Source organism: Paenibacillus sp. FSL H3-0310 (assembly GCF_038002785.1).
GTDB classification, from domain to species: Bacteria; Bacillota; Bacilli; order Paenibacillales; family Paenibacillaceae; genus Paenibacillus_AQ; species Paenibacillus_AQ odorifer.
Genome location: NZ_JBBODC010000001.1, coordinates 3,944,593 through 3,961,606, shown reverse-complemented (window position 1 = coordinate 3,961,606; position 17,014 = coordinate 3,944,593). Strand labels below are relative to the sequence as shown.

The 17,014-nt window shown below is 43.5% G+C and carries 13 protein-coding genes and 1 other annotated feature; of the genes, 11 read left to right on the top strand and 2 right to left on the bottom strand.

Translation table 11 applies throughout. The annotated features are described in order from the left end of the window. Nucleotides 1-72: 72 nt before the first annotated feature. The 8 genes from MHH63_RS17980 (at nt 73) to MHH63_RS17945 (ending at nt 9,691) form a co-directional block, all read left to right on the top strand. Nucleotides 73-363 carry a hypothetical protein gene (locus MHH63_RS17980; RefSeq protein ID WP_036679330.1) on the top strand — a complete coding sequence of 97 codons (291 nt, stop codon included), beginning with the start codon at nt 73-75 and terminating at the stop codon, nt 361-363. A gap of 63 nt (nt 364-426) precedes the next feature. After that, nucleotides 427-1,377 (top strand): nucleoside hydrolase, encoded by a 951-nt coding sequence (locus MHH63_RS17975; protein ID WP_341171867.1) that lies wholly within the window; start codon nt 427-429, stop codon nt 1,375-1,377. 156 nt (nt 1,378-1,533) lie between these two features. After that, nucleotides 1,534-2,787: a stalk domain-containing protein gene (locus MHH63_RS17970; RefSeq protein ID WP_445254241.1), complete on the top strand. Its 1,254-nt coding sequence runs from the start codon at nt 1,534-1,536 to the stop codon at nt 2,785-2,787. A gap of 62 nt (nt 2,788-2,849) precedes the next feature. Continuing rightward, nucleotides 2,850-3,081 (top strand) — a binding site (T-box leader). A gap of 63 nt (nt 3,082-3,144) precedes the next feature. Then, nucleotides 3,145-3,951: a class I SAM-dependent methyltransferase gene (locus MHH63_RS17965; protein WP_340975572.1), complete on the top strand. Its 807-nt coding sequence runs from the start codon at nt 3,145-3,147 to the stop codon at nt 3,949-3,951. A 45-nt stretch (nt 3,952-3,996) separates the two neighbouring features. Further along, a complete protein-coding gene (locus MHH63_RS17960) occupies nt 3,997-4,938 on the top strand; it encodes an AraC family transcriptional regulator (RefSeq protein WP_341171866.1) in 942 nt (313 codons plus the stop codon). A gap of 402 nt (nt 4,939-5,340) precedes the next feature. Beyond that, complete coding sequence (locus tag MHH63_RS17955) at nt 5,341-6,294, top strand: radical SAM protein (protein WP_038569765.1); 954 nt, start codon at nt 5,341-5,343, stop codon at nt 6,292-6,294. A gap of 120 nt (nt 6,295-6,414) precedes the next feature. Continuing rightward, nucleotides 6,415-7,461 (top strand): bile acid:sodium symporter family protein, encoded by a 1,047-nt coding sequence (locus MHH63_RS17950; RefSeq protein ID WP_076125035.1) that lies wholly within the window; start codon nt 6,415-6,417, stop codon nt 7,459-7,461. Between the two features lie 196 nt (nt 7,462-7,657). After that, on the top strand, nt 7,658-9,691 hold the full coding sequence (locus tag MHH63_RS17945) for a methyl-accepting chemotaxis protein (protein ID WP_076191290.1): 2,034 nt from the start codon (nt 7,658-7,660) through the stop codon (nt 9,689-9,691). Nucleotides 9,692-9,857: 166 nt separating this feature from the next. Here MHH63_RS17945 and MHH63_RS17940 read toward each other — a convergent pair whose 3' ends face one another. Then, on the bottom strand, nt 9,858-11,135 hold the full coding sequence (locus MHH63_RS17940; protein WP_341171865.1) for a histidine--tRNA ligase: 1,278 nt from the start codon (nt 11,133-11,135) through the stop codon (nt 9,858-9,860). A gap of 354 nt (nt 11,136-11,489) precedes the next feature. On the opposite strand from MHH63_RS17940, the gene MHH63_RS17935 reads away from it, so the two are divergent. Together MHH63_RS17935 and MHH63_RS17930 are read left to right on the top strand one after the other, a co-directional pair. Continuing rightward, complete coding sequence (locus MHH63_RS17935) at nt 11,490-12,143, top strand: HD domain-containing protein (protein ID WP_076276371.1); 654 nt, start codon at nt 11,490-11,492, stop codon at nt 12,141-12,143. 86 nt (nt 12,144-12,229) lie between these two features. After that, a complete protein-coding gene (locus MHH63_RS17930; protein ID WP_076184329.1) occupies nt 12,230-13,675 on the top strand; it encodes a DEAD/DEAH box helicase in 1,446 nt (481 codons plus the stop codon). 173 nt (nt 13,676-13,848) lie between these two features. Here the strand turns inward: MHH63_RS17930 and MHH63_RS17925 are convergent, their stop codons facing one another. After that, nucleotides 13,849-14,196: a hypothetical protein gene (locus tag MHH63_RS17925; protein WP_340395390.1), complete on the bottom strand. Its 348-nt coding sequence runs from the start codon at nt 14,194-14,196 to the stop codon at nt 13,849-13,851. A gap of 332 nt (nt 14,197-14,528) precedes the next feature. On the opposite strand from MHH63_RS17925, the gene MHH63_RS17920 reads away from it, so the two are divergent. After that, nucleotides 14,529-16,844 carry an endo-1,4-beta-xylanase gene (locus MHH63_RS17920; protein ID WP_341171864.1) on the top strand — a complete coding sequence of 772 codons (2,316 nt, stop codon included), beginning with the start codon at nt 14,529-14,531 and terminating at the stop codon, nt 16,842-16,844. Nucleotides 16,845-17,014 lie beyond the last annotated feature (170 nt).

The following is a 17,014-nucleotide window of genomic DNA, read 5'->3' as shown; positions in this document are numbered from 1 at the left end:
GCTTCTTTATTTTGCAATAGGGTAAAAAGAATAATAAAATGGAGTCCATTACGACAAGCAGGAGGACTGCAAATGAAATGGGTAGCTCAGCTTCCGTATTATAAGATACAACGAGAAATTAGGGATGGAGAACAACGAAGTGTTGCTTCCAATCGGCTAATGTATCTGTATCAAGATAGAATTGTAACACGTCATCGGGAATTCCCGCTAAAAGATATTTTCGATATGTCTTATCGCTCAATGGGGGATATGGGCGGCATGTTCTATCTCCACACGAGTAAGGGCGTGTATGCTTATTTGATAGAGTGCGATCCTGAGCGGTTTATTGAAGCCTTTAAAGAACAGGAATTGAACAAAAATTGAGCGACCCTCGTTGGCCGTGATATGATAGCTTTTATGAAAAAAACATAATGGGAGAGAACATAAATGAGCAAAACACGAATTATTATTGATGCAGATACAGGTATTGACGATGCAATGGCGATTCTATATGCCTTACGTGCTCCAAACGTAATTGTAGAAGGAATTACAACCGTTTTTGGGAATATTGAGGTCGAAAAGGCGGCGGACAATTCACTGCGGCTAATTGAGCTTGCTAAGCCCGGTTATGAGATTCCTGTAGCGATCGGAGCATCCAAGGCACTTGTTCGTGAGCACTCAGGCTACGCCACTCATGTGCATGGTGAGAACGGTATTGGCAATGTGGAAATTGCTCCATCCAGCCAGCGTCTCATTAGCGAAACTGCATCTGAGTTTATTGTTCGGATGGCTAATGAGAATCCCGGAGAGATTGTATTAGTCACACTGGCACATCTAACCAACCTTTCTATGGCGCTTGATATGGACCCTGGTATTAAGAATACTTTGAAAAAAGTAGTGGTGATGGGCGGTACGATCTTCAGTCCCGGCAATAGAACACCGGTTGCGGAAGCGAATATTGCCGGGGATCCGGAAGCTGCTGATCATGTATTTACATCTGGGCTTCCTGTTATGATGGTGGGTCTAGACGTTACGCTTAAGACGCGGATTACACAAGAGCATATCGATTTATTAAAACGTTTTGGACGTGAAGAAAATAAAGCGATCATTTCGTTTATGGAACAATCGCTTACTCATTATTTTAATTTCTATCGTGAAGCGAACTTTTTGATCAACAGCGCACCGCTGCATGATCCACTCGCACTTATGGTTGCGCTGCAACCAGATCTAGTAACCTACAAAGAGATGAATGTTCGTGTGGAGCACAAAGGTGAGTTTACATCGGGAATGGTCGTAGCGGACTTGCGGGCTCAGCCAAAAGTGGGTAAACCCATACAAGTTGCAGTGGATGTAGATGTTGAACGAGCAGTGGGAACCTTTTTGAGCGTGTTTATGTAATTTTGCCGACCTCTTCTAATATGACAAATAATTTCGAAGCTCATAGATGACAATCTATTAATTTTACAATTGGATAATCTTTGGTAAAATGGTAGAGGACATATAAGAGTTTACAAGATTAGACTGCATATCATAGAAGAGGGAGACTTAACATTCATGAATAAGCGAATCGGTAAATTAGTATTATGTATGGCTATTTCGCTAGGAGGCACCACGGCGTTATTCCAAAATACCACACAGGCAGCCACAGCTGGTGGAGTTAGCATTGTGCTGGATGGTTATCCACTACCATTTCCAGTAGAACCTGTTGTGATGAGCGGAACAACGATGGTGCCATTCCGAGCTATATCTGAAGCTTTGGGAATTAATGTCGAGTGGAATCAAGCGCAGAAGAAAATTACGGCTACCAAAACAGATACTGCAGGGACCAAAGTGGTAACCCTGACCCTTGGCAGCAAAAATGCAGGTGTTAACGGCGCGGTTGTGAAGTTAGGAGTTGCTCCGCAGACGATCCGGGATACAACGATGATTCCCCTTAGCTTCTTCGGCCAGCAGTTTGGTGCGGGTGTAGCTTGGAATCAATCTACGAAGACCGTATCTATTACTTCGCCGAAGACTGAGCTGTACACTCTTGGTTTCTATGCTCTGAGTTCTTATAGTGAGATTTCCTTACTTCCTAATTTTGATGCTATGGCCTTCGGTTGGAGTGGGATTGATAAAAGCGGGCAATTCACCACAACGGGGACTGATTTCAAATGGCCTCAGGCGGCTGGTGACGTAACACCAGAATCGATTGTCACGAATGCAGCGGCAGGTGGAACTGCTCCTTATCTGATGGTCTTCTCTGGAGACACCGCATCAGAGTTAACTAAGAACCTGGAAGATAAGCAGCTTCAAGAACAGACGATTACTGGAATCGTAGATCTTGCAACGCAAAAAGGATTCCAAGGCATTACCCTGGATCTGGAGGGCCTAGGTCTAACCGGTGATAAGGCGAAGGTGCAAGCAGATTACAATGCTTTTGTGAAAAACCTATCACAAAAAGCACATGCAGCAGGACTTAAACTTACCGTTATTCTTCATCCATTAAATAGTTCTTATAAAGGTTATGATTACAAAACTTTAGGAACACTTGCAGATGATTTGGTCATTATGGCGTACGATTATTTACAAGAGAAAAAAGTTCCAGAGCCGATGAGTTTAGTTGATGAAGGCATCCGGCTTGCGCTTCAGCAAGTGAGTAAGGATAAGCTGATCCTCGGGATCTCTGTGTATAGCGAAAACGAATCTTCAGTGAATTCTAAGGTAGGACTTGCTAAACGTTATGGTCTTAAAGGAATTGCGATCTGGCGTTTAGGTCTGATCGGACAGCCTGTCTGGAACGAGATGGGGAAGTCAGTAGAGCTGTAAGTGGAATTTGTATTGACAGGGAATAATTACTAAATATATACTAGGTCAAAATACAATACGGAATAAACGTAATGATTGGGAGTATTAAGGAATAACTACTGCCCAGAGAGCTGCCGGTTGGTGCAAGACAGCGGAGTAGGTTCCCCAACTCACCCATGAGCGGTAAGATCGAACCTCAGTAGATCTTAACGGCTAACCCTCCGTAATCGGGTTCTAAGATTCGTTGTTTATTATACGCAATATGCAACGATCAAAAAGAGTGGTACCGCGAAGGTTAAACCTATCGCCTCTTTGGAGGCGATAGGTTTTTTCTGTTCTCTACAGAAAAAAATACAATTGAAGGCGGGTGTTTTGGTAATGGGCAATATTATTGATTATTACTCCCAATTTGATGAGTGGGGAAGATTGGATAGGGAGCCGCTGGAGTTCATCATTAATCTGCATTATATAAAACAGTATTTAACTACCGCACAATCTATACTGGATAATGGTGCTGGGCCCGGTAAATATGCCATGGAGCTGGCGAAGCTCGGCTATAACGTAACGTTATCGGATCTTACCCCTAAGTTAGTTGAAATAGCTCAGCAGAAGGTTAATGAATTAGGATTAACTGAGCAATTTAAAGGTTTTCATGTGCTGAATGCAACTAGTTTAGAGGGAATATCAGACGAGAGCTTTGATGCTTCTCTGATGTTAGGCCCTTTATATCATTTGCAAGAAGAAGAGGATCGGATTTTAGCAGTTAAGGAATTGTTTCGTGTGACAAAGAAGAATGGCATCGTATTTGTAGCCTTTCAAAGTCGGATGAGAATGACTCTTACATCCTTACAGTTCCCACAACATTGGAAGCCTAATGACAACATGGATTCAATACAAGAATTTTATGATAGCGGGATTTTTAATCATAAAGATGAAGGTAGGTTTACGGGAGCTTATTACTTCAATATTGAGGACATAAAATCTTTCATGGAGGAGAATGGATTTCAAACCATTGATTTAATTGGTTCTTCTAGCCTAGGAGCATTACTGACAAATGAGCAGAAACAATACTGGACTGACCGGGGTGAACATGAGGAGCTCTTAGAATTTCTCATTAATGCAGCAAAGGATCCATCCATTTTGGGGATTTCATCTCATCTGTTGTATATAGGGCGAAGAAAATAAATAAGAAAAAAATCATTTAATCATCACGGGATTGAGGTAGGTCTAGTGAACAATGATTACAGGGTGCGTATTCAGACGGTTCTTCATTTTATTGAGGACAACTTAGATCAAGAAATAAATCTAGAAACGCTAGCTGAAGTTTCTAATTTTTCTAAGTATCATTTTTCTAGAGTTTTTTCTGCAATTACAAATAAAACACCAATGACCTATCTGACGGAAAGACGTCTACATCACGCGATAACCTATCTTGAAACAACCCATAAAACCATGCTAGATATCTCAACTCTATGCGGTTTTAATTCCATCTCAAGTTTTAATTCATCCTTTAGGAAACTGTTTAAGACAACCCCAAGCGAGATGAGAAGGTCAAGGCAAGAACATAGCAATTATCAGTTAATGTCCAGCAATAATCAGGAAGAATTGTCTCCTTCTAAAAATTATGATGTGAGTATCAACATAAATAATTTTTTAAGGAGAGTATGGGAAATGAACATTGAGGTAAAAGAACTTCCAAGTTATCAAGTGGCATACGTAAGGCATGTTGGCAGCTATCTTGAAACGTATAAGGCATGGGGAACACTCAGCAAGTGGGTTGAGAAAAATGATTTACCGTCAACAGAATACTTCATTGGTATTTCTTTAGATGATCCCAGCGTGACTGACGAATACTCTTGTAGATATGATGCCTGCATAACCATTCCAGAAGAGTTTGTTAAAGAGGGTGATTCGAGCGTAGAGTTCAAAACTTTATCTGGTGGTCTTTATGCCTTATATTCGTTTTATGATACGATCGACAAATTGGCTATTGCCTATCAAAGTGTGTACGGTCAATGGCTAACTAACAGTGATTATGAACCGGATGATCGGTATGCGCTCGAATTTTGTATGAATGATCCATATACAGACCCTGAAGGTAAAGCAAAAGTTGATCTTTATATCCCTATAAAAAGTGTCGGTGGACATCACCAGTTTGAAGATAACCTGTAATATACATGCCTGAATGCGTATCGGTTTATCCATCACTCCACGAGGCTTTCGGACTTGGATGACGTTATTTGTATGTTATCAGCTATCAAAACATGATTTCGGACTCCGCTGACGCTATTCATTGGCAAAAGGCTCATATTGGGCGTTTTTCCGGTCAATAGGTGCACTGGAGTCCGTTGCCATTCTTAAAATAGGATAATTTTAGGTTTAGGGTCAGCTGAGTCCGTTACAGATTACTATGCGTATCTGAAAGTGATTACGCATGCGCTTCCGACTAATTCGTTAATCAAACCGTACATTCGAATGTTATAAAACTCACATTAACCTAAGCCATAAACCTATATAATCTCTAAGGTTGAACTTTTGAACTAAATTCATTATTTTTCGGGAGGACTTTAGAGTATGAGATATAAAGCATTAGAGCTCGACAAACCGCTTACTTATGAGCTGGAAGGGTTAGAAATAGGGGTAACTTCGAACTGTAATTTCCGCTGCGATTATTGCTGTGCATATAATAGAAATGATGGACAAAGCATCAAAGCCAAAGAGGTCATCCGCATTCTGGACGAACTTCCAGGCCTTAAAAGAGTACGCTTATCAGGTGGAGAAGTGACGCTGAAATTCGATGACTGTGTGGAAATTGTAACCTACTGCGCATCCAGAGGGATTCAGACACAGTTAAATTCCAACGGCAGTCTTTTAAATGCTGAACGAATTGGCCAATTGGTCTCCGCAGGATTAACGACTATACATATTTCCTTCAATTTTACTACTGCGGAAGCTTTCTCAAAATATTATAATATTCATCCAAGCATCTATGAAAAAATAAGAGAAAATATTACCCTATTCGCTGCAACAAGTGTGGATACCGTACTGGAGACGCTGCTGTTCAGTGAAACCCAGGATAATATGAAGGAGATCAGCGATCATGTCTACGCAATGGGCGTGCGCACACATGAAATTCAGAACAGTATTATCATGGATCATACAGGTTGGAAGTCTATAGCTGCACGGGAACAATTAAAGAATGCAGTGAGTGAGCTGATCGCACGGAAGAAAGAAGATACGATTCTGTATTTCACCTGTATGGACCGCTTTATGGACGCCCTTGGGTTCGAAGAGCAGCCGGGTGTGTATTTTCCTCACTGTATCGAGGGGAAGAAGCAGCTTCATCTGCATGGAAATGGCGACATTTTGATTTCAGAGCTTTGCCATCCGGTGATTATCGGCAACATTTATCAAGGAACTTCACTAAAAGATTTATACAATAATATGCCAGCGCCATTGGCACAGTTTTTGGATAAGCAACCCTGCCCAGCACTGGATGCATTGTTTCCACAAGGCATAGAAGTTTAACACTCTATATAGATTACTTCGAGGGACCAATTTAAGAATTGGTTCCTATTTTTTATGGTAGACTGAATAAAAAACATAGATAAGGGATGTATGAGCTTCATACATAAGGTGTACTGCCAAGTGTTTGCTAATATAAGAAATGGACTCATCAAATCTAATGTTGTTCTAGAAAAGATTATGCCGTTATTAACACCCACGGCCATCGTGGTCGGGGTACTTAACGAAAGCAGACTGCTGCCGTTCACAGGTCTCGTGCCCTGGATTTTCGCTGTAATGACGCTGATAGGGAGCTTGAAGTCCAATCTAAAGGATCTGCTGGGGGTACTTCTGAAACCTCAGAAGCTGATTATTCTAATGGTAATTTTACATATTGTAATGCCGCTGATCGGCTGGCTTGCAGCCATGGCTTTTTTTCCGGGAGATCCATATACAGTAACTGGTTATGTATTGCTGTTCGCGATTCCTACAGGTGTTGTAAGTGTGGTATGGGTGTCGATGTACGGAGGGAATATTGCGCTGACATTGGCGCTTATTCTGATTGATACGCTCTTGTCGCCCATTGTTGTCCCGGGTACCTTATATTTGCTGATGGGAGCGAGTGTTGAAATTCAGCTAGGCGATATGATGAAAGGGCTGCTATGGATGGTAGTCATTCCTTCTGTAGTTGGGATGCTGCTGAATCAATGGACAAAAGGGAAAGTAAATACGGTATGTGGACCGCCGCTTGCTCCGTTTGTTAAAGTCGGATTGTTTGTAGTTGTTTCTATTAATGGGGCCAGCATTGCCCGTTATCTGAAACATCCGGATGGCAAATTAGCGATCATTATTGGAGTGACCTTCATAACCGTTGTGCTTGGCTATGTGATCGGAGCTTTGGTGTCACGCCGTTTCCGCTTTAGTTATGAAGATTCCGTTGCGGTGCAGTTTAATTCGGGTATGCGGAATTTAAGTGCAGGAGCTGTATTAGCGGTGAAATATTTTCCTCCTGCTGTTGCGCTTCCAGTAATTTCGGGGATGTTATTCCAACAAATACTCGCTGCGATGTCTGGTCTATTTTTACGTAGTAGAACTAAACGACTGTTAAGTGAGGGTGCATTAATGCAAGCGAATACGGTCTCTCAGCTAGAACCACATAGTTCATCTAGGACAGATGACAGGCCTTGTTAAACATCTTGTGAAGGATATATGACCTAAAAGCTGTGATATTTTATTCATTTACATGAAAAATTTCGACATTTTATGATATATTTCTTATTTTTGCGCGATTTATATTCACTATTCAACTTTGCCACCCGATAGTAATTGTATTATTTACAATTTCATTGTTCGCAAATGAACAAGCAGTCGGAAGGATGAAAAGAATATGAAGATTCGTCTAAAGTTATCACTTGTTATGATAGGTGTGACCCTTTTATGTATTTCTGTAATGGGGATATTTACGTATTTGAAATCAACTCAGGCGATTGTGAATCTTACTGAGAATTCTATGAAGCAGGTCAATACGAACAAAGCTCAGACTATATCAGCCATGATAGCAAAAGAGCAGAGAAGTACAGAGCTTATTGCGAGCCGTTCGGAAATTGTTGATCTACTGCTGCAAGCTGGGAATGGTGGAGTTAACAAAGGCGATAAGCTTCAGAATGAGGTGAACGCCAGTCTACAAAGCATTGTGGAGGAAGCGGGAAACCTTGAGCACATTCTAGTCAGTGATATGAAAGGTATTAGTGTGGCTGACAGTGATACTAAGCTTATAGGGACAGATTTTAGTGAAAGAGATTATACGAAAAGAGTAATGGAGACGGCTGAGCCTGTGATCAGTGAAACGCTGAAATCAAAATCTACAGGAGCTTATGTAGTGGCTTTTGTACAGCCCGTAAAGAGTAATGGAAAGATGATTGGATTTATTGCATCGGCTGTTTCCGCAGATAGTATGATTAAGTATTTGGCCGATACCAAAGTGGTAAACACGACGAGCTCCTACGCTTATTTACTGGATGAGAACGGCAATAAATTATATTATCCGGATAAAACACAAATTGGTCAGCCTATTGAGAATACGCAGATCGCAGCTGTTATGGAGCGTGTGAAATCTGGTGAGAAGGTAGCGGATGGCCTGCTCAATAATACATATAATGGTGTGGAAAAAAAATCAACCTATACAGTTTTACCTGAGACGCACTGGTTGCTTGTATTAACCGCAGACCTCGATGAAATCGTGAAACCTGTCACTGATATGAGAAATTTCAACTTATTTCTTGGTGTGGGAAGTTTGATTATTGCCTTGCTGATTGCTCTTTATTTTGCTAAAAAAATCTCTTCTCCGATTGTTAAACTAACGGACATGATTAATAAAACGGCAGAATTGAATTTAACGCATGACTCAGAGTATGAGTATTTGACTAAAAACAAAGATGAGACAGGGACGATCGCCAAAGCGATGTTCAGCACTCGGGCTACACTTCGTGAGATGGCTGGAAGCTTAATTACGATCTCGTCCAAAGTGCTTGAAAATGCAGAAACGCTGGAGAAGCTGTCTATAGATGTGCGGGAAAATGCCCACGATAATTCAGCGACTACGCAGCAGCTATCGGCAGGTATGGAAGAGACCGCAGCCTCCACAGAGGAAATGACAGCAGCAATTACTGAAATTGATAACAATGTATCCGGGATCACCAATAATGTGAAGGAAGGCGCTGCCGTTTCTAGACAAATTAGTGAGCGGGCGCTGGCTCTCCAAGATGAGGCAACAGAATCTACGACGAATGCTAAACAAATTTATGAATCCGTGCGAATGGATATGGAAAAAGCGATTGAGCAGTCGAGCGCGATTGCAGAGATTAATGTACTGACGGATACGATTCTCTCCATTGCCAGTCAGACCAATCTGCTGGCCCTGAATGCAGCTATAGAAGCGGCAAGAGCGGGTGAGGCAGGTAAAGGTTTTGCGGTTGTAGCTGGTGAGATTCGGAAGTTGGCTGAGAAGTCGTCTAAGATTGCGGCCGGAATTCAAGGTGTGGTAACAGGTGTTTATTCCTCTGTTGAATCCATGAAGGAGAATTCTGAGGCATTACTTTCTTTTATTGACCAGAATGTCCTAGCAGATTATGAACGATTAACTGAGGTAAGTCAGCAATACAACAGTGATGCTGCCACCGTAAATACGCTGTTAAAACAATTCGAGAGCGCAGCTGATCATTTGAGTATGGCTATATCAAGTATTAATATTGCCGTTAATGAGGTAGCTGCTACAGTAAACGAGGGAGCTATAGGGATTCAGGATATCGCGGTAAAAACGGCGGATATCGTGGAAAAAACATTCCTGGAGGTTACTATGGCTGATGAAAATACTCAAAGTGCCAAAGAGCTTCAGGGGTTAGTAGATAAGTTTAAGATCTAAGGGTTTGAAATGAATTAAGGGAATCCTTATCTCTTTTTCATAAAATATTAAGCTTGCAGGGTTATAGTACATGTATAACCTCCCTTATATATAGACTTTACCCCGCCGGTCGCCGGCGGGGTCTTTTTTTTATGCAGATCTTTTTAGGAGGATATCAGGCAGCAGTTTAGCCAGTAATAAGGTAGATAGCTTCATCTAATGGAACTATAACTTCTGTTTGTTCCTTCATATCCTTCAGCCGCACCTTATCCACACTGGATTCACTCTCGCCGATCAGAATAACGTAACGGATTTTTTTGGATGAGGCTGTGGCGAGTTGCTTTTTAAGTTTTCTTTTACCGGATACCAGAGTGGTCCGGATAGAACAGGCACGGAGCTCGGCGGCTGCAATTAAAGCCTGTGGGAGCGTCTCGCCAATCGGAATGACCATAACCTCTGCTGTCTTGCGCTCTTGGATAGGACGTTCTGCAAGGAGCGCCATGATAGACTCCATACCAAAAGATAAGCCAACCGTAGGATATTGAATATCCTCTCTGCCCACTAGCTGTCCGATGATAGCGTCATATCTGCCTCCACCACCCAAGCTTGAGGTAAAGGAACCGGATGCATCAAAGATCTCGTAGACGGTTCCAGTGTAGAAAGAAAGCCCGCGGGATAAGAAGGGATCGAAACGGCAAGTCTGCTGCAGCTGAATGTCTTGGAGCAGCTTTTGCAGGACAAGAACCTCCATTGCTCCCGGTTGTCCGGTAAGACTATATTTTTCGCATAACTGCTCAAAGCTTGGATTGTCCATTTCAATAAGCTCTAGAATAGCAGCGATGGTTGCAGATTCGATTTCCTTGCTGATCAATTCATTTTTCACGCCGACGAGGTTGATTTTTTCTAATTTATCCAAGGTTAGCATAACGGACAGTTGGTCCTCGGCAGGTACACCAATCGATTCCAGGATCTCACCGAGAAAACGTCTGTTGTTCCATTTTAGGATGATCGGGATGTCCAGCTTACGAAAAGCTTCTGTGGCCAGCTGCATCAATTCAGCTTCCGCCTCAGGTCCTGAAATACCAACAACATCAACATCGCATTGCAGAAATTCACGCAGGCGCCCACGTTTCACGGGACCATCACGGAATACTTTTCCGATCTCATAACGCTTGAAGGGAAACACTATTCCAGGATTTAAGGCGATCACTTTGGCAAAAGGGAGGGTCAGATCATATCGTAAGCCCAGCTTGCGGTTGCCTTGATCGGTGAGTTGGTACATCTCCTTGAGAATTTCATCCCCACCTGCATATTTCGAGGTTAATAACTCCAGTTCATTTAATAATGTGGTGTCCATGGATTCAAAATCATAGAGTTCGAACAAATCCTGCAGCGTATTTTGAATGTTCTTTCTGAGCGCCTGCTCTTTTCCGAAGTAATCATAAGTTCCTTTAATGTTTTGCATCGTTAGTAGCTCCTTTGAATTGGCATAGTTTAGAAATAAAAAAACGCGCAGGACCTCATGGTCCTGCGCGTGATCTATGCCGCAGGGAGGCCAACGCGAGTAGCGTTAGCCTCCCTGAGAATTTCAGGGTTGCTAACGCTGTTTGTGATAATAATGAAGTTGATTCAGCATGATTGTTATGGTGTTCATCAGAATCAATTCCCTTCGACATTTTGATTACTGCCGATTATAGCGGATCATTTGGAGTCGTGCAAGTAAGAATTTGTTATAACGAAGATTTTTAGTAGGCGAATGGACAGGCAATCAGCTATAATAGGGCTTCGATATTTCATAGGCGAGGGGAGCTTGTTGACGATGAATCAACCTTTAATAATAGCCCGGGCGGAAGAATTTGTGAAAGAACAACTGGGACAAGATACTACGGGGCATGACTGGTGGCACACCCATCGGGTCCGCAGCACGGCATGTGAAATTGCTGAGATCGAGCGTGCGGATGTTTTTATCTGTACGATGGCAGCCTTGCTGCATGATGTTGCAGACGAGAAGCTTAATCCGTCAAAAGAAGCAGGTCTGCTTAAAGTCCACACTTGGCTTACGGCAAACCTTACAGAGGAGGAGCAAATTCGTCATATCATGCTGATCGTTGAAACGATGTCTTTTAGTGGTGGTGGAGGAGAACCTATGCAGACTCTGGAAGGTCAAGTGGTGCAGGATGCAGATCGACTAGATGCACTTGGCGCGATTGGCATTGCCAGAACCTTTATTTTCTCAGGCGCAAAGGGACGTCCGGCTTATGATCCGGAAGTTTCTCCACGCGAGGAGTCGCTGCAGAAGGAATACAGGGATTATAGCAAAGGGACGGCTGTGAATCATTTTTATGAGAAGCTGTTGAAACTAAAATTCTTAATGAATACGGCTTATGGACGCAAGTTAGCGGAAGAACGGCATGATTTCATGTTGAATTTTCTGGACCAGTTCTATAAGGAATGGAATCAAGGACGCCAATAACTGTTATAATGATAAGTATGCACAAGATGGAAGGATCGCGGAGTTTCCGCTTTAACCAGAACAATCGGCATAGAAGAGGTTGAACGATGAGTGAATTGCAATTTAGAGATTATGAGTTAGACGAAGAGATAATTAAAGCACTGGATGTTCTGAAATTTATGACACCTACGGAGGTACAGAGCAAGGTAATTCCTGTGGCTTTGCAGCAAAAGGATCTGATTGTGAAATCGCAAACAGGCAGTGGCAAGACGGGAGCTTATGGTATTCCGCTTTGCGATCTGGTGGATTGGGTGGAGAATAAGCCGCAGGCTTTGATTCTTACGCCAACTCGGGAGCTTGCGATGCAGGTGAAAGAGGATATTACGAACATCGGACGTTTTAAACGGATTAAAGCAGTTGCTCTTTTCGGCAAGCAGCCCTTTGCCCCTCAAAAGATAGAGCTTACGCAAAAAACACATGTTGTCGTAGGTACGCCTGGACGCGTATTTGACCATATTGAAAGAGGCACACTTCCGCTAAATCGAATCAAATATTTGATCATCGATGAAGCTGACGAAATGCTGAGCATGGGCTTTATTGAGCAGATCGAGAAGATCATTAAGCAGCTGCCCAAAGAGCGAGTAACGATGTTATTCTCAGCTACCTTACCCGAAGTCATTAAGAATTTGTGCCTAAAATATATGAGCGATCCAACGGATATCGAGATTCAGGCAAGTGGAATTACGACGGCTACGATTGAACATGCGTTGATTGAAGTGAGACAAGCTGCCAAATTCTCTTTGCTAAGCGATATCATAACGGTGGAGAATCCGGATAGCTGTATTATTTTTTGCCGTACGCAGGAGCAGGTAAATGCTGTATTCAGAGGATTGGCGGATCTGGAATATCCTTGTGATAAGATCCACGGAGGTATGGAGCAGGATGAGCGCTTTGAGGTCATGAATGCTTTTAAAAGAGGGCAATTCCGCTATTTAATCGCTACCGATGTAGCGGCTAGAGGGATTGATATCGAGAATATCACCCATGTGATTAATTACGATATTCCACTGGAAAAAGAAAGCTACGTGCATCGTACAGGCAGAACCGCGCGTGCAGGCAAGACGGGTAAAGCGATCACTTTTGTCACTCCGAATGAGCAGAAGTGGGTAACTGAAATTGAAAGCTATATTGGCTTCAGCATTCCGCATATGAAAGCTCCTTCGGACGACGCAGTTGCCTACGCAAAGGAAGCGTTCGAGCAGAAGATCAATAAGCAACCTGTCCGCAAGAAGGACAAAAGCGAAAGCTTAAACAAAGAGATTATGAAGCTATACTTCAACGGCGGCAAGAAAAAGAAGCTAAGAGCCGTCGATTTTGTCGGCACAATAGCAAAACTTGAAGGTATTTCCGCCGAAGATATCGGGATTATCTCGATTCAGGACAATGTGACCTACGTGGATATTTTGAACGGTAAAGGCGCAATGGTGCTGCAAGCGATGAGAGAGACCACCGTGAAGGGTAAGCAGCTGAAGGTTCATATTGCGAAAAAATAAATCAAGGATGACAGCTTATTGCTAAGCTCCTTGCAAATATGCCGCTACTGATGCGGTTTATATGAAGAGGGAGTCGTGTTCACAACACGGCTCTTTTTTTTATTTGTTGTTGTATCTCAGTATCTCCAAGGAATGCCGAAATGAACGGTAAAACTCCCGTACAATTGGTCGATTCAGCTGGAAGTGGCGAAATGAACGGTAGAAATCCCGTACATTGTGCTGATCCAGCTTAAAGTGCCAAATTGTACGGTGAAAATCCCGTACAATGCGTTGATCCAGCTGAAAGTGCCGAATTGTACGGTAGAAATCCCGTACAATGTGCTGATCCAGCTGGAAGTGGCGAAATGAACGGTAGAACTCCCGTACATTGTGCGGATCCCGCTGGAAACGCCGAAATGAACGGTAGAACTCCCGTACATTGTGCGGATCCCGCTGGAAACGCCGAAATGAACGGTAGAACTCCCGTACATTGTGCTGATCCAGCTGGAAGTGGCGAAATGAACGGTAGAACTCCCGTACATTCAGCCAGCATGTTATGTAACCCAAGAGACAACACCATAATGGTGTCGTCTCTTGGGTTTTTTCGACGCTAAACGGATCTGATAACGCAGATCCGTTCAGCTTAAGTAAGATAAGATCGAAAAAAATTAATTTTAGTTCCATAAATGGAAACAAATGTGATATTATGGCGATATAGAGCCCATACTTCACGGATGACCTGCCTAGCTTGGTTCCTCCTGAGGATAGGCTCTGATTTTTTTATGAGGAAGGTGGTGTGGCCCGAGCGGTATCGGGGACAGGAAGAAACGAAGCCATAAGGTTCGAACCTAACTCAGAAGGGAGAATCGAAGCGATGAAAAAAGGAACTTTTTTGAAAGCGCTTAATTTTGTTTTGGTTTTATGTTTGCTTGTACCTGCGTATTGGGCTGCACCCGCACATGCGGAGAACACGCTTATTCAGCAAAGCGATTTTGAAGATGGCACTGTTCAGGGTTGGAGTGGACGTGGGGAAGTTGAGGTGCTTACAGCCAAAACAGATGCGGCACGCAGCGGCACATATGGCCTGGAGGTAAGCGGCCGAACAAAAACGTGGCATGGACCTTCACTGGATGTGACTAGCCAGCTGGAAGTGGGACAAACTTATGTGTTTATTGGATGGGTGAAGCTGCCTGCCGGATCATCCAACGCGAATATCTATATGTCACTGCAGCGGACATTACCTTCTACCATTCATTATGACAATTTGACCTTTGGAGCAGTGACAGCGAACGGTTGGGTGAAGCTTCAGGCGCAGTACAAGCTATTGGAGCCGGCAGATCAGCTTTCTATTTATTTTGAAGTGCCGGGTAGCGCGACAACTTCTTTTTATTTGGATGATTTTCGATTGGAAAAGCTACCGGATCTCGGTCCAATTGTCATCGAGGATGCGATTCCTTCGCTGAAGGATGTGTTTGCAAACAAATTTCTGATCGGCTCGGCGTTTACGAATAGTGAGCTGCTGACAGCTCCGGATCGGCAATTGTTGGACAAGCATTTTGATAGTGTAACGCCAGGAAATGTTCTGAAATGGGATAGCACGGAGCCGCAGGAAGGTGTGTTTAATTTCGCTGAAGCTGACACGGCAGTAGCTTTTGCTACCGCAAATGGGCAGCAGGTACGTGGACATACCCTGGTCTGGCATTCGCAGACACCGGATTGGGTGTTCCGTGACGCCAGCGGTAATTTGGTCTCCAAAACGGTGTTATATGAGCGGATGAAGAGTCATATTAAGACCGTTATGGAACGTTATAAAGGTGAAATCTATGCTTGGGATGTCGTCAACGAAGTGATTGACACTTCGCAATCTGATGGCATGCGCCGCAGCCTGTGGTACCAGATCGCGGGTGAAGAGTATATTGAGAAGGCGTTCCAGTTCGCTCATGAAGCTGATCCTAACGCAAAACTGTTCATCAATGACTACAATACCCATGAGCCAGCCAAAAGCCAGGCGCTATACAATCTGATTGTACGACTTCAGGCTAAAGGGGTTCCTATTGACGGAGTAGGGCATCAAACGCACATTAGTTTGTATTATCCTTCGCTCTCTGAAATCGAAAATTCGATTATCAAGTTCAAGGCTTTAGGGCTGGAAACTCATATTACTGAGCTGGATATTAGTGTGTATTCTGATAATTCTCAAGCCTATGAGACCTTCCCTGATAATTTGAAGCAGCGCCAAGCGGCTTTATACAAATCATTATTTGAGATCTTCCTGCGGCACACGGATACGGTCACGAATGTCACTCTCTGGGGGAAGGATGACAGTAATACTTGGCTGCGCACTTATCCGGTAGCCCGTAACAATTGGCCTTTATTATTTGATGAGCGCCTTCAATCTAAGCCGGCCTACTGGTCCGTATTGGAGACAGTGGCAGCTCCCGTAGTTCCAGCAGCTCCTGCTAACTTGAATGCAGCTGCAGGCAATGGGCTCGTGAATCTTAGCTGGAGCACCTCGGCGGGCGCAACTTCCTATACGGTGAAACGGTCACTTACGAGTGGTGGCCCTTATACCACTCTGACTACGGCTACCGGGACGAGCTATAGCGATGCGGCGGTTAGCAACGGAACGACTTATTATTATGTTGTGAATGCAGTCAATAGTGCGGGTACGAGCAGCAATTCTGTACAAGCGATGGCTACACCGCAAGGCTCGGGGCCTGTCGAACCGGTCACCGGGCTTGCAGTGGCGTATCGGACAGCGGATACTAACCCAAATGACAACCAGATGAAGCCCTATTTTAATATTAAAAATAACGGCACAACTGCAGTCGATCTTAGCGAGCTGAGCATCCGTTACTGGTATACGATCGATGGAGACAAGCCGCAATCCTTTTTCTGTGATTATGCCCAGATCGGCAACAGCAAGGTAGCAGGCAGCTTTGTAAAGCTGGACACGCCTCGAACGGGAGCAGATTACTATTTGGAAGTGAAATTCAACGCAGGTGCGGGCATGCTTGCCGCTGGAGGAACTTCCGGGGATATTCAGACCCGGATACACAAGACAGATTGGAGCAATTTTAACGAGGCCAATGATTATTCGTTTAATTCACTTCAGACCGCTTATGCGGATTGGAACAAGGTGACCCTTTATCGGAACGGAGTGCTGGTATGGGGAACAGAGCCGCAATAGCTAAAGTAGGAGAACTGAGCTTTAATTGTGCCGTTTTTAATTTTTAGGGAAAACCTCCCTGAAAATAGCTAATTTTTGCTGGTTACTTAGCTTTTCAGGGAAATCCTCCCTAAATATTGCCTGAATTCCACTATTAAGAGCAAATTGGGGTGAATTGCGGGAGGTTTTCC